The 12050-nt window shown below is 61.4% G+C and carries 15 protein-coding genes; 4 read left to right on the forward strand and 11 right to left on the reverse strand.

The window, feature by feature from the left end:
* Positions 1–7: 7 nt before the first annotated feature.
* Positions 8–901, reverse strand: coding sequence for a cation diffusion facilitator family transporter (locus BM413_RS08115; RefSeq protein WP_091912287.1), 894 nt, complete (start codon positions 899–901; stop codon positions 8–10).
* A 150-nt stretch (positions 902–1051) separates the two neighbouring features.
* On the opposite strand from BM413_RS08115, the gene BM413_RS08120 reads away from it, so the two are divergent.
* Both BM413_RS08120 and BM413_RS08125 read left to right on the forward strand, forming a co-directional pair.
* Complete coding sequence (locus BM413_RS08120) at positions 1052–1339, forward strand: type II toxin-antitoxin system ParD family antitoxin (protein ID WP_091912141.1); 288 nt, start codon at positions 1052–1054, stop codon at positions 1337–1339.
* Positions 1332–1625 carry a type II toxin-antitoxin system RelE/ParE family toxin gene (locus BM413_RS08125; RefSeq protein WP_091912143.1) on the forward strand — a complete coding sequence of 98 codons (294 nt, stop codon included), beginning with the start codon at positions 1332–1334 and terminating at the stop codon, positions 1623–1625. The genes BM413_RS08120 and BM413_RS08125 overlap by 8 nt, the downstream gene beginning before the upstream one ends.
* Here the strand turns inward: BM413_RS08125 and BM413_RS08130 are convergent.
* The 4 genes from BM413_RS08130 to BM413_RS08145 all read right to left on the reverse strand — a co-directional run bounded on the left by BM413_RS08130 (position 1620) and on the right by BM413_RS08145 (position 7573).
* Positions 1620–3734: a molybdopterin-containing oxidoreductase family protein gene (locus BM413_RS08130; protein WP_091912145.1), complete on the reverse strand. Its 2115-nt coding sequence runs from the start codon at positions 3732–3734 to the stop codon at positions 1620–1622. The two genes, BM413_RS08125 and BM413_RS08130, sit on opposite strands and share 6 nt — an antisense overlap.
* 307 nt (positions 3735–4041) lie before the next feature.
* On the reverse strand, positions 4042–5919 hold the full coding sequence (locus tag BM413_RS08135; protein ID WP_091912147.1) for an ABC-F family ATP-binding cassette domain-containing protein: 1878 nt from the start codon (positions 5917–5919) through the stop codon (positions 4042–4044).
* 166 nt (positions 5920–6085) lie between these two features.
* The gene (locus BM413_RS08140) at positions 6086–6862 is read right to left on the reverse strand and encodes a collagen-like triple helix repeat-containing protein (protein ID WP_091912148.1); all 777 of its coding nucleotides are present in this window, start codon (positions 6860–6862) and stop codon (positions 6086–6088) included.
* Positions 6863–7060: 198 nt separating this feature from the next.
* A complete protein-coding gene (locus tag BM413_RS08145; RefSeq protein ID WP_091912150.1) occupies positions 7061–7573 on the reverse strand; it encodes a DinB family protein in 513 nt (170 codons plus the stop codon).
* Between the two features lie 69 nt (positions 7574–7642).
* Between BM413_RS08145 and BM413_RS08150 the strand changes: the two genes are divergently transcribed.
* Positions 7643–8335, forward strand: coding sequence for a glutathione S-transferase family protein (locus BM413_RS08150; protein ID WP_091912152.1), 693 nt, complete (start codon positions 7643–7645; stop codon positions 8333–8335).
* Between the two features lie 244 nt (positions 8336–8579).
* A complete protein-coding gene (ndk, locus tag BM413_RS08155) occupies positions 8580–9002 on the forward strand; it encodes a nucleoside-diphosphate kinase (RefSeq protein WP_091912154.1) in 423 nt (140 codons plus the stop codon).
* Between the two features lie 79 nt (positions 9003–9081).
* Here the strand turns inward: ndk and BM413_RS08160 are convergent, their stop codons facing one another.
* From BM413_RS08160 to pgsA, 6 genes are all read right to left on the reverse strand, one after another.
* A complete protein-coding gene (locus BM413_RS08160; protein WP_091912158.1) occupies positions 9082–9411 on the reverse strand; it encodes a type II toxin-antitoxin system RelE/ParE family toxin in 330 nt (109 codons plus the stop codon).
* A complete protein-coding gene (locus tag BM413_RS08165) occupies positions 9408–9674 on the reverse strand; it encodes a CopG family ribbon-helix-helix protein (RefSeq protein ID WP_091912160.1) in 267 nt (88 codons plus the stop codon). The genes BM413_RS08160 and BM413_RS08165 overlap by 4 nt, the downstream gene beginning before the upstream one ends.
* An 87-nt stretch (positions 9675–9761) precedes the next feature.
* Entirely contained in the window at positions 9762–10532 is a 771-nt protein-coding gene (locus BM413_RS08170; RefSeq protein ID WP_091912162.1) for a YbaY family lipoprotein, read from the reverse strand.
* Positions 10533–10622: 90 nt separating this feature from the next.
* On the reverse strand, positions 10623–11102 hold the full coding sequence (locus tag BM413_RS08175) for a molybdenum cofactor biosynthesis protein MoaE (protein WP_091912164.1): 480 nt from the start codon (positions 11100–11102) through the stop codon (positions 10623–10625).
* A gap of 6 nt (positions 11103–11108) precedes the next feature.
* Positions 11109–11375, reverse strand: coding sequence for a molybdopterin converting factor subunit 1 (gene moaD / locus BM413_RS08180; protein WP_091912165.1), 267 nt, complete (start codon positions 11373–11375; stop codon positions 11109–11111).
* Positions 11372–11968, reverse strand: coding sequence for a CDP-diacylglycerol--glycerol-3-phosphate 3-phosphatidyltransferase (gene pgsA, locus BM413_RS08185; RefSeq protein WP_091912167.1), 597 nt, complete (start codon positions 11966–11968; stop codon positions 11372–11374). Before pgsA ends, moaD begins: the two co-directional genes overlap by 4 nt.
* Positions 11969–12050 lie beyond the last annotated feature (82 nt).

Below are 12050 nucleotides of genomic sequence, written 5' to 3' on the forward strand. Positions count from 1 at the left end.
GAACCTCTCAGTGAATCCGTTCGACGGGTTTGCACGGCACCCGTTCCATCTGCAGCGTCGTGTGATGCAGGTCGAAATCCGCCTGAAGGCGCGCCTCGATGGCGAGGCGCACCGTTTCTGCATCCGCGCCATCGGATAGCACGGCATGCGCGGTCAGCGACGGCTTGCTCTGGGTGATCGCCCAAAGATGCAGATCGTGCACCGAGGCCACGCCGGGCACTGCCGCAATAGCGCTCTCGACCTCATCGATCTTCATGCCCGGCGGCACGCCCTCCAGCAGGATGTTGACGCATTCCTTGAGCAGCACCCAGGTGCGCGGGAAAACCATGAAGCCGATGCCGACAGCAATCAGCGAATCGACCCACTGCCAGCCGGTCACCCAGATGATTGCTGCACCCGCCATGACGCCGAGCGAACCCAGCATATCGGCCCAGACCTCGAGATAGGCGCCCTTCACATTGAGACTGTTGTCCTTGTGGCCGCTCAGGAGCCGCATCGACAGGAAGTTGACGGCAAGCCCCACGACCGCAATGCCCAGCATGCCCAGCGAGGCGATATCCTGCGGTTCGAACAGCCGCTTCCAGGCCTCGTAGAGAATGTAGAAAGCGACACCAAGCAGCAGCAACGCGTTGAAGGCGGCGGCCAGTATTTCGAAACGGGCATAGCCATAGGTGCGCAGCAGGTCCGCCTGCCGGCGCCCGACATGGATCGCCAGCAATGCGATCGCCAGCGCCATCGTGTCGGTCAGCATGTGCATGGCATCGGAAATCAGCGCCAGGCTGCCGGTGAAAACGCCGCCGATGACCTCCGCCACCATGAAGGCGCCGGTCAGCCCCAACGCCATCCACAGCCGCGACACCGGCGTGTTCTGCATGTCGCCATGGTTATGATCGCCGCTCATGGCATGCTCCTCGATGGTCCGTCGCGCCTGCATAATGCGGAAATGCCGGAAAAATGGGAAGGCCACAAAATCCGGCAACGCCGTCGCGCACGATGCGCCTGTTGTCCGTGGTGGCAATTCTTGCTACCATTTCACCGAAGGAGTTCTCTCATGCCTACGGTGGAAAAAGTAAGCGTCGCGATTTCGTCGGACCTGCTCGAAATGGTCAAAAAGGCCGTCGCGACCGGAGAATACGCCTCGGCGAGCGAAGTGATACGCGAAGCGCTGCGAGACTGGAAGCTGCGTCAGCCTTTGAGGCAGGTGGAGGTCGAGCGGCTACGAAAGGCCTGGACGGACGGCATGGCCAGCGGCGAAGCCCAGCCTTTCGATATCGAAGAGATCAAGCAGCGAGCACGGGGCCGCTTCGAGAAGAATTCGAGCCCATCGCGCAATGGCTGAGTTAAGAATCGTCCGAAGTCCTGCGGCTGAAGACGATCTCATCGACATATGGTGCGAGATTGCGCTGGACAGTCCCGCGGCGGCCGACCGCTTTCTGGACAGCATCGCTGTCAAGATCAAACAGCTTGCAACGTTTCCGGAGTCTGGCCCGCTCAGGCCAGACATCGCGCCTGACGCGCGAGCGCTGACAATCGGAAACTATCTGGTGCTGTACCGGCATATAGGAACGCATATCGAGATCGTCCGAGTGGTGCACGGCGCACGCGATTTGACGGCATTGCTATAGGCTACCCGCCACCCGCACCCAGACCTTGTTGTCATGCACGGCCGCACCGCCATAGGGTGCTGGCGCGTCGGCGCCGGTCAGGACGTTGATGCCCTCGCCGCGCTCGTGAGCGGAGTTCGGCCAGATGCCTTCCGCGATGACCACGCCGCGCCGGATCGTCTCGAACAGCCTGGCATGCAGGACCACCTCGCCGCGCGGGTTGCCGATCTCGACGCGGTCGCCCGTGGCAACGCCGAGTGCTGTGGCGTCCTCAGGGTGGATCAGCAGTTCCGGCCGCCCTTCCTTCTCGCGCGACACCGGCGTTTCGGCAAACGTCGAGTTGAGGAAATTGCGCGCCGGCGATGTCGCCAGCCGGAAAGGATGCTCGGCGTCGGCCACCTCGATCAGGTCGACATGGTCGGGGAATTCGGGAAGCTGCTCGACCGGGCCGAAGACGCCCATGCTCTTGGGCGGCCTGTTGGGTGCGGCGCCGCCGTTCCATTGCGGCTTGAAACGGAACTTGCCGTCGGGATGCCCAAAACCATTCAGGAAATGCGCATCCTCGAACTCGGGCTGCATGTCGACCCAGCGGCTGGCTTCGAGGCTATCAAAATCGCCTAAACCGCGCTTTGAGAGCATGTGGTCGATATGCTCGCGTTCGGTCATCCCGAAGCCCGGCAAATGCGAGACGCCCAGCCGCTTGGCCAGTTCCTCGATGACATAGTGGTTGGTGCGCGGGCCTTCCGGCGGTTCGACCAGCTTCGGCCCAAGCGTGATATGCTGGTTGCCGCCGCCCTTGTAGATGTCGTCATGCTCCAGAAACATCGTCGCCGGCAGCACGACATCGGCGAGCTTTGCCGTGTCGGTCATGAACTGCTCGTGCACGCAGGTGAACAGGTCGTCGCGCAGAAAACCCTGCGTCACCAGCCGCTGCTCGGGCGCGACATTCACCGGGTTGGTGTTCTGGATCAGCATCGCCGTCACCGGCGGGCCGCCGTAAAGCGCGTCCTCCGCATTGGTCAGCACCGGCCCGATGCGGGAGTGATCAAGATAGCGGATTTTGGGGTCGCGCAGCTTCGTACCTTCCAGCAATTCGCCGTTGAGCTTGAAGATGCCGGAATTGGAGTGGAAGGCGCCGCCGCCCTCATACTGCCAGGCACCGGTGACCGCCGGGATCGACAGCGCCGCATGCATGTTGACCGAGCCGTTGCGCTGGCGCGCGAAGCCGTAGCCGAGGCGGAAGAAGGTTTTCTTCGTCGTGCCGACCAGTCTGGCAAAGTCTTCGATCTCCTCGACGGAAAGGCCAGTGATCGCGGCGGCCCATTGCGGCGTGCGGCTGGCGAGATGCGCCTCCAGCCCCTTCGGATCGTCGGTGTATTTTTCGAGATAGTCGCGGTCGGCGAAGCCGTCGCGAAACAGCACATGCATCACCGCGCAGGCCAGCGCGCCATCCGTGCCCGGTTTCAGCACCAGCGCCATGTCGGCCTGCTTCATCGTCGCCGTCTCGTAGATGTCGATCACGACGATCTTCGTGCCGCGCTCCTTGCGGGCCTTCACCGCATGGGTCATCACATTGACCTGGGTTACCACCGCATTGGTGCCCCAGATCACGACGCAGTCGGACTTGGCGATCTCGCGCGGGTCCGAGCCGCGCAGCGCGCCCGTGCCCAGCACATAGCCGGTCCAGGCGAGATTGGTGCAGATAGAGGCGAAGAAGCCCGAATATTTTTTCGCATGGCGCAGCCGGTCGATGCCGTCGCGCTGCACCAGCCCCATGGTGCCGGCATAGAAGTAAGGCCAGACCGTCTCGCTGCCGAGCTTTTCCTCGGCGCGAATGAATTTTTCGGCCACGAGATCGAGGGCGGCTTCCCAGCTCGAATCTTTCCAGCTGCCCTCGCCCTTGGCGCCCGCACGCACCAGCGGCTTCATAAGCCGGTTGGGATGATGGATGCGGTCGGCATAGCGCGCGACCTTGGCGCAGATCACGCCCGCCGTGTAGCTGTTGTCCTTGGCGCCATGCAGGCGGCCGATGCGGTTGCCGTCGAGGATCTCGACATTCAACGCGCAGGTCGACGGGCAGTCATGCGGACAGGCGGAATGGCCGATTCTGAGCTTGGCGTGCTGGTTCATGCGGCGAAACTACAGGGTTTTGAAAGCAAGGTGTAGGGCCAGGATTGCGCGGTTTTCTTTGTTCGTAGCAATGTTGCATGGCAGGACAATCGCCCATTGCCGCAGGTCGACCCCCACTCCGTCACGCTTCGCGTGACACCTCTCCCCCGTTCGACGGGGGAGAGGAAGGGCGCGGCGGCGATGGAGGCGTTTCCTCTCCCCCGTCGATCGGGGGAGAGGTGGCTCGGCGAAGCCGAGACGGAGTGGGGGTCGAACTCTATAGCCATCTCCCCGAGGGCCATGAACGGGAAGAAGGAAGAGAGAAACCTTACTCCGCCGTGCCTTCCTCATATTCCGCCGAAAGCTTCAGCCACTTCTCCTCGTGGCCGTTGAGCGTGGCGTTCAATTGCGAGCGTTCCTTGGCGAGCTGCGTCGCCGTCGAGGGGTCTTTCTCGTAAACTGCCGGGTTGGCGAGTTCGTCCTCAATGCTGTCGATGCGCTTGCGGATGCGGTCCATCAGCGCTTCCGTGGCGCGGATTTCCTTGGCGATCGGTTCCATGGCGGCGCGACGCGCCGCTGACTCACGGCGACGGTCGGCTTTGGACGCCTTATCCGCTTCGCGCTTCTCGCGGCTGTTGGCCGAGACGCCGGTGACCTGCTGGCGGTAATCGTCGAGATCGCCGTCATAGGGGTTCACATGCCCGTCCTTGACCAGCCACAGCCGGTCGGCGGTGGCCTCAAGCAGATGGCGATCATGCGAGATCAGGATTACCGCGCCCGGAAACTCGTTCAGCGCGTGGATCAGTGCCTCGCGGCTGTCGATATCGAGATGGTTGGTCGGTTCGTCGAGGATGAGCAGGTTTGGCCCCTCGAAGGCCGACAGCCCCATCAGCAGACGCGCCTTCTCGCCGCCGGACAGATCCTTGGCCGGCGTGTTCATCTTTTCCGTCGCAAGGCCGAACTGGGCGACACGCGCCCTCACCTTCGATTCCGGCGCTTCCGGCATCATCCGGCGCACATGCTCGTAGGCGTTTTCCTCCGGCCGCAGATCGTCGAGCTGATGCTGTGCAAAGATCGACACCTTCAGGCCGGGCGCGATGGTCATCGAGCCCTTTTCCTGCTTCAGCCGGCCAGCGAGCAGCTTGGCGAAGGTCGACTTGCCGTTGCCGTTGGCGCCAAGCAGCGCGATGCGGTCGTCCGCGTCGATGCGCAGCGTCATCTTTTTCAGGATCGGGCTGCCGGGCTGGTAGCCGACATCGACACCGTCCAGCGCCACGATCGGCGAGGCAACCGTCTTCACCGGCTCGGGGAAATGGAACGGCCGCACCCTGTCTTCCAGCAGGGCCGATATCGGCTTCATCTTCTCCAGCGCCTTGATGCGCGACTGGGCCTGACGCGCCTTCGAGGCCTTGGCGCGGAAGCGGTCGACGAAGGATTGCAGATGCTTGCGCGCCGCTTCCTGCTTGACGCGGCCCTTCTCCTGCAATTCGCGCTGCTCGGAAAGCTGGCGCTCGAACTGGTCGTAGCCGCCGCGCCAGAAGGTCAGCTTCTTCTGGTCGAGATGGACGATCGAGTTGACGGCGCGGTTGAGCAGGTCGCGATCGTGGCTGATCAGCAGCACGGTGTGCGGGTATTTCGAAACATAGGTTTCGAGCCACAGCGTGCCTTCAAGATCGAGATAGTTGGTCGGTTCGTCCAGCAGCAGCAGGTCGGGCTCGGAAAACAGCACCGCCGCAAGCGCCACGCGCATACGCCAGCCGCCGGAGAAGGACGAGGCCGGCCGCCTCTGTGCCGCGTCATCGAAACCGAGGCCGGCAAGGATGGTCGCGGCGCGCGCTTCGGCCGAATGCGCGTCGATATCGGCCAGCCTTATGTGGATTTCCGCGATGCGATGCGGGTCGGTCGCCGTCTTCTCCTCTTCGAGAAGGGCTGCGCGCTCGAGATCGGCCTTTAGCACGATCTCGATCAGCGGCTCCTCGGTGCCCGGCGCTTCCTGCGCCACCTGGCCGATGCGCAGGTTCTTGGGCAGGCTGACGGAGCCGGTCTCGGCCGACATGTCGCCGGTGATCGCCTTGAACAGCGTCGTCTTGCCGGTGCCGTTGCGGCCGACAAGCCCGGCCTTCGTTCCCGCCGGCAGCGTGAGCGAGGCGTGGTCGAGAAGCAGGCGTCCGGCAATGCGGAGGGAAAGGTCGTTTATAATAAGCATTGCGGGCTTTTGCACTGGACGCCGGAAGTTCGCAAGGCCTCCGCCGTAGGGCAAATCGAAGCTGGACGAAAAACGGCCCGCCAGTGGCGGGCCGCTTTTCTCTTGCCTATGACGGGCTCCAGGATGTCACGACATCTCTAGAGGCATTTTCCTCGTCTGTTCTCTGTTAGCGCGCAGCCATCTGGACTGAGCGGCAAAGTGCTACGAGGTCGCCGTCATAGCTGGACGGGCTTCCCAGGATTTCGATGCAGCGGCGCTTGTAGCGGGCCAATTCCTTGGAGCTCATGCCGGCAACCACGCCCGAAGCACCGGGGGTTCCGGGGGTAACGCCCGGATTGCCGGGAGTGCCAGGCTTGCCAGGGGTACCGGGATTACCGGGCGTACCGGGATTGCCAGGCGTGCCAGGATTTCCCGGAGTTCCAGGATTGCCGGGTGTCAACGCTCCACCGCCAATGCCGATACCGATGCCGACGCTCGCCAGTCCCGTCGTGCCGCCGACATTGGCGTTGACGCCGGCTCTCACGCCGTTGGCGCCGCCGATAGTGGCACCCGTACGGGAATCGACCAGGCCGGTGCGACCGGCGACCGACGTGTTGCTTTTCGCGTTAATGCCATTGGCGCCGCCTACGGTCGCGCCAACGCCGACATTCGCAAGCCCTTTGCTGCCGCCAACAGTCGCGCCGACATCCGCGTTGATGCCTCCGGCGCCGCCGACACTGACGCCAACGCCCAGGGCACCGTTCTTGCTGCCGCCGACGCTGATGCCGTTGGCGCCGCCGACATTCAGGCCGCCCTTGGAGCCGCCGAGGCCAAGGCCGTTGCTCACGCTGCTTAAGCCACCGAGGCCACCGCGAGCGTCCTGCGCCAGAACCGGCATGCAGAATGCTAGAATGATTGCACCACTCGCCAAGGTCTTGGCGACTTTACGTATGATCGAAGCCATAACTCTCTCCTGTGGTTGACATGAGCCAGCCGACAATCGCGCCGACTAACAATGCAACTACGAATAGCAGAGAGATTAGTTTCAAAGAGCTATGAATATAGTTTCTGATCTACTTCGATATAGATCGAATTATACTAGATGTTTAGATAGTCTCGACTAACCCATAATTTTCAAAGGAAATTTTCAGCAACCCGCAATTCATGCGTAGGCTCGCCCCTCTTCCGTCCTCTGGAAGGCGATCAAATCCAGTTGCACGGATGGTTTGCCGAGCACGGTCAGGATCATATGGGCCTGGCCGCGATGATGCGTCTGGTGGTTGAACAGATGGTCGAGCGCCGGTGCCAGACGCTGCGAGATCGTACGCATGTCGCTGACGGTCATGTAGCTGAAGCGGCCGGCCAGAGCCTTCGCGTCGAGCCCGTCGATCCAGGTGAAGATGCGCTTGTCCTCGGTTTCGCGGGCGGCACGCAGTTTGGTGAAATTGGCATGGATGATCGTGTCGAGCGCTGCCGGCGCATCGCCCTGGCCTGTGAAGCGCTTCATCCAGATGCGATCTGCGGCCACAAGATGGTTCAGCGTGCCCATCATCGACTTGAAGAAAGCGCCTGTATCGCGGCAGAATTCCTCCTCGGTGAACGTTGCGGCGACGTCGTAAATGCGCCCATTGGCCCAAGCGTTATAGGCGGCCAACATCATGAAATGCTGTCTCATGGACTTCCTTTTGACATGCAAAGCAAGGAATATGTCCGCCACTCCTAACGCGCGGCAAGAGACACGCCAATGACCATTCTGCTTTACGACCTTGTCGGACACGATCAAACGCGCCCCTACAGCCCGCATTGCTGGAAGACGGCGATGTCGCTGGCGCACAAGGGCCTCGACTTCGAGACCGTGCCGACCACATTCCTCGAGGTTCCGGCAGTCGAGGGCGGCGTTTCGAAGACCATTCCGGTGATCCGCGACGGCAATGCCGTCGTGGCGGACTCCTTCCAGATCGCGCTCTATCTCGATCAGGCCTATCCGGAACGTCCGACCCTCTTCGGCGGCGAAGGCGGCGAGGCGATGGCCCGCTTCATCGAGCGCTGGTCGCAGATGACGCTTCATCCCTATCTGGGTGCAGCCGCACTGATGGATATCTACGGACGCCAGAACGAAGCCAACAAGGCCTATTTCCGCGAAAGCCGGGAAGCCCGTTTCGGAAAGTCGCTCGAGGATGTCGCATCCGTTCGCGAGAGCGGCCTCGCCGCCTTTCGCGCATCGCTTGAGCCATTGCGCAACATGCTCACTTACCAGCCTTTCATCGGCGGCGATGCGCCGCTCTATCCCGACTACATCGTCTTCGGCGCCTTGCAGTGGGTCCGTGTCACGTCGCCATTCCAGTATCTTGCTGCCGACGATCCGGTAGGCGCCTGGTTCGAGCGCTGCCTCGACCTCCACGACGGCATAGGCCGCACGGTGGATGCCGCGGCCTGAAGCGGGGCTAGGCCTGAGGCGTTTGATAACTCGTCCTGCCGGGTCATATGGCGTGGTTTTCGGGGTCGCCACAGGCGACGAGCGGAGTGGACATTCAAGTCCATGAGCACCGGAAGCGCAGAAAATTGCGTCAGATGGTCGGCAGGGTAGAGTTAGCAAACGCCTCAGGGGCCTTGGCAATGCGGCGGACGGCTTGTATAGGGACCGCCACATCTGCCCTTCCCCATTCTCAAAAGGATATACCATGGCGATCGAACGCACGTTTTCGATGATCAAGCCCGACGCGACCCGCCGCAACCTCACCGGCGCCATCACCAAGATGCTGGAAGACGCCGGCCTGCGCGTCGTCGCATCGCGCCGCGTCTGGATGAGCCGCCGCGACGCGGAAGGCTTCTACGCCGTCCACAAGGATCGCCCCTTCTTCGGCGAACTGGTCGAATTCATGTCGTCGGCTCCGACCGTCGTGCAGGTTCTGGAAGGCGAGAACGCCATCGCCAAGAACCGCGAAGTGATGGGCGCCACCAACCCGGCCAACGCCGATGAAGGCACCATCCGCAAGGTTCACGCCCTGTCGATCGGCGAAAACTCCGTCCACGGCTCCGACGCCCCGGAAACCGCCGCCCAGGAAATCAGGTACTGGTTCTCCGACACCGAGATCGTCGGCTGAGTTTCTGATTCAGTTTTCGGGCATAACTGCCTGATTGCAATGAAAAAGCCGGGGTTTTGCCCCGGCTTTTTTGTTTGTTCTACGGGTCGCAATCCTCGTTATCGTCCGGCTCGTAAGTCAAAAAAGGATCATCCTGCGCGTGATGCCGAACAAGGATCACGACCGCCTCACCTTCAGCGTCGAGTTCATAGTCGAATGTGTAGTTGCCTTTGACCCAACGCCGCACACCTTGCAAAGGCGTGCCTTTCAGTAAATCGAGTTCCGCTCCGGCCTGCGGATATTCGTTAAGCATGCGAACCACGCTGCCTATGTCCTCAACGAAACGTCGAGCCGCTGCTCGGCTGTTTCCGATCAGATAACTGCGTTCCTTGCGAATGAATGCGGCTGCGGTCGGTGTGAATTTCGTCATCTGCCGATCGTGCCGTAGAGCGGCAGACCATCCGTGAGTTCATTGAGCAGTTGGTCGCCCTCGACGACATTCCCCGTCCCTGCTTCCTTCCGCGCTGCGGCGAGATCGCGAAGATACTGGCCTTCGCCGGCGAGATAATTCTTCAGCGCGCGAACAATGATCCAGCTTCGCTTGCGATCAAGAATCGCCGCCACCTCGTCAATTCCCTCAAGAACATCGGCGGGCAACCTGACGGCAATCGGATCGGAAAGTGGCGTGGCCATCTTTTTCTCCTACGTATTAAACTGTATTACAAGTTAATACGCAGGAGTTAAGCTGACAAGGGCACGAGTTTATCGCCCGCTAGGAGTTCACTCAGCACTTGCAAACCGGATCACATCGCGCCCTTCCGCGTCGACCAGAAACAGCTTGCCGTCTGCGTCGATGCGATAGGAGGATGCCTTGCTCAGTGCCGCAAAAAGCTTCTTCTCCTGATCCATGATCGCCGGGGCGCAGGCCATGAAGGTCGAGCCTATATCGCCGAGCTTGATCGTGCTGCCTTCGATTGTCGCCTTGCCGAAATAGCTGTTGCAGGCGCCGCGCCCGCTGATCTTGCCGCCGGGATCGAACTTCAGCGTCGACTGCGCATCGTCGATCACGCCGCCGCCCTCGATGTCCTCGGCCAGCCAGGTCGTGCGGAAGATCGGTGGTGGTTCGGTTTCCATCGAGCGCTTGACCATCCTCAGCACCATGGATTGCGGCTCCGCCTTCAGCGGATCGAGGCGATAGCGCACGTCATTGATGAACCAGATCGTATCGTCGACCGTGATACGGGCCTGAAGGGAATAGGTGTGTTTTGGCTGGATCACCGCCGGATCGAAGCGGATCTCGAACTTGATCGGCACCTGGCCGGGTTCCTTGAATGTCTGCTCGCCGACGATTTTTGCGGGAGCATCGGCCAGCGACACATCCGACAGCCAAACCTTGACGACCGCGTTCGGCGGCAGGGCAATCCGTTCGCGATAAAGAATCTCGCCGGTGACGGACTTTTCCTGCGCAAATGATTGCAGCGGCATCATGAGAGTGCCGATCACCAGGGGAGCAAAACCGAAAACGAAAAATTCGGCGAGCCTGTCCAGCATGATCAAACCTCCTCTATCGACCATTGCCTTTAGAGCGAAGGAATACGGTTGTTCCGTGACAGGATGACGGAAAATTTCAGGCCGCAATACTTATGTTTGCCGGCTTTTCCAGCGCGCGGCGGCCTGGTCGTCGGTCTCCTTGGCGTCGACCCAGCCGCCGGTCGAGCCATCGACCCGATGCTCCTTCTTCCAGAAGGGCGCGCGCGACTTCAGATAGTCCATCAGGAAATTCGCCGCTTCAAATGCCGCCTGTCGATGTGCCGATGCGGCAGCGACGAGGACAATATTTTCGCCCGGAGCGATCTTGCCGAAGCGGTGGATCGCGGTCAGGCCGAGCAGCGGCCATCGCTCGATCGCCTCAGTGGCGATGCGCGTAATCTCGGCCTCGGCCATGCCGGGATAGTGCTCGAGTTCAAGGGCGGAAAGCGCGCCGGCCTCGTCGCGGCAGAGTCCGGAGAACGTCACGACCGCACCGATGTCGGCTCGCCCCTTCGAGAGCCGGGCGATCTCGGCGTTGACGTCGAAATCCTCCCGCTGAATGCGGATATCGGGTTTGAAGCTCGCCGGCATCGCCGTTCAGCCTCCGGTCATCGGCGGAAACAGCGCGATTTCGCGCGCGCCAGCCAGCTTTTCCCGATGCTCGACATGCTCGTGGTTGATGGCGACGCGGATCACGTCGGGATATTGCAGCGCGTTTTCATATTCCTCGCCGCGGCCCTTCAGCCATTGCAGAAGATCGGACACCGTCTCCACCTCTGCGGGAAGCGCCACATCCTCTTCGGCCAGGCCGATGCGCTCGCGCACCCAGGCGAAATAGACGAGTTTGGTCGGATGCTGTGTCATTCGTCGATGATATGCTTCACGCCGGCCCGGAAATAGTCATAACCGGTATAAAGCGTAACAAGGGCTGCAATCCAGAGCAGCGTCAGGCCGATCTGCGTCCAGTAGGGCACGATCTTGTCTCCGGTCGGCCCCAGAAGCAGGAAGGCGATGGCGACCATCTGGATGGCCGTCTTCCATTTGGCAAGCTGGGTCACCGGCACACTGACCTTCAGCGCCGCCAGATATTCGCGCAGGCCCGAAACCAGTATTTCGCGGCACAGGATGATGATCGCCGCCCACAGCGACCAGCCGGCAATGCCGCCGCGCTGATCGGTATCGGCGGCAAGCAGCAGCAGGCAGGTCGCGACCAGAAGCTTGTCGGCGATAGGATCGAGCATGCGGCCGATATTCGAAGTCTGCTGCCATGCGCGGGCAAGGTAGCCGTCGAGATAATCGGTGACGCTGGCGAGGATGAAGATGATCAGCGCCGCCCAGCGCGCGAAGTCGCTCGACTGCAATCTTCCTTCGAGAAAAAAGCATAGGACAACCAGCGGCACGGCAAGGATGCGCGCGTAGGTAAGCATGTTTGGAAGGTTGAATGCGCGCCTGGCCATCTCTAATCCGTTATTTCTTTCAGCTTTCGTACTCAAATCAGATGCGGATGTGGGGGGTCAATTGCGGGAAATCGATGGCCCA

The sequence above is a fragment of the Mesorhizobium sp. YR577 genome (genome assembly GCF_900116595.1).
Lineage (GTDB): Bacteria > Pseudomonadota > Alphaproteobacteria > Rhizobiales > Rhizobiaceae > Mesorhizobium_M.

Bases quoted from the DNA above. Each gene is read 5' to 3' on its own strand.
- BM413_RS08115 (WP_091912287.1), bottom strand. From the start codon at position 901: ATGAGCGGCGATCATAACCATGGCGACATGCAGAACACGCCGGTGTCG.
- BM413_RS08120 (WP_091912141.1), top strand. From the start codon at position 1,052: ATGCCTACGGTGGAAAAAGTAAGCGTCGCGATTTCGTCGGACCTGCTC.
- BM413_RS08125 (WP_091912143.1), top strand. From the start codon at position 1,332: ATGGCTGAGTTAAGAATCGTCCGAAGTCCTGCGGCTGAAGACGATCTC.
- BM413_RS08130 (WP_091912145.1), bottom strand. From the start codon at position 3,734: ATGAACCAGCACGCCAAGCTCAGAATCGGCCATTCCGCCTGTCCGCAT.
- BM413_RS08135 (WP_091912147.1), bottom strand. From the start codon at position 5,919: ATGCTTATTATAAACGACCTTTCCCTCCGCATTGCCGGACGCCTGCTT.
- BM413_RS08140 (WP_091912148.1), bottom strand. From the start codon at position 6,862: ATGGCTTCGATCATACGTAAAGTCGCCAAGACCTTGGCGAGTGGTGCA.
- BM413_RS08145 (WP_091912150.1), bottom strand. From the start codon at position 7,573: ATGAGACAGCATTTCATGATGTTGGCCGCCTATAACGCTTGGGCCAAT.
- BM413_RS08150 (WP_091912152.1), top strand. From the start codon at position 7,643: ATGACCATTCTGCTTTACGACCTTGTCGGACACGATCAAACGCGCCCC.
- ndk (WP_091912154.1), top strand. From the start codon at position 8,580: ATGGCGATCGAACGCACGTTTTCGATGATCAAGCCCGACGCGACCCGC.
- BM413_RS08160 (WP_091912158.1), bottom strand. From the start codon at position 9,411: ATGACGAAATTCACACCGACCGCAGCCGCATTCATTCGCAAGGAACGC.
- BM413_RS08165 (WP_091912160.1), bottom strand. From the start codon at position 9,674: ATGGCCACGCCACTTTCCGATCCGATTGCCGTCAGGTTGCCCGCCGAT.
- BM413_RS08170 (WP_091912162.1), bottom strand. From the start codon at position 10,532: ATGCTGGACAGGCTCGCCGAATTTTTCGTTTTCGGTTTTGCTCCCCTG.
- BM413_RS08175 (WP_091912164.1), bottom strand. From the start codon at position 11,102: ATGCCGGCGAGCTTCAAACCCGATATCCGCATTCAGCGGGAGGATTTC.
- moaD (WP_091912165.1), bottom strand. From the start codon at position 11,375: ATGACACAGCATCCGACCAAACTCGTCTATTTCGCCTGGGTGCGCGAG.
- pgsA (WP_091912167.1), bottom strand. From the start codon at position 11,968: ATGGCCAGGCGCGCATTCAACCTTCCAAACATGCTTACCTACGCGCGC.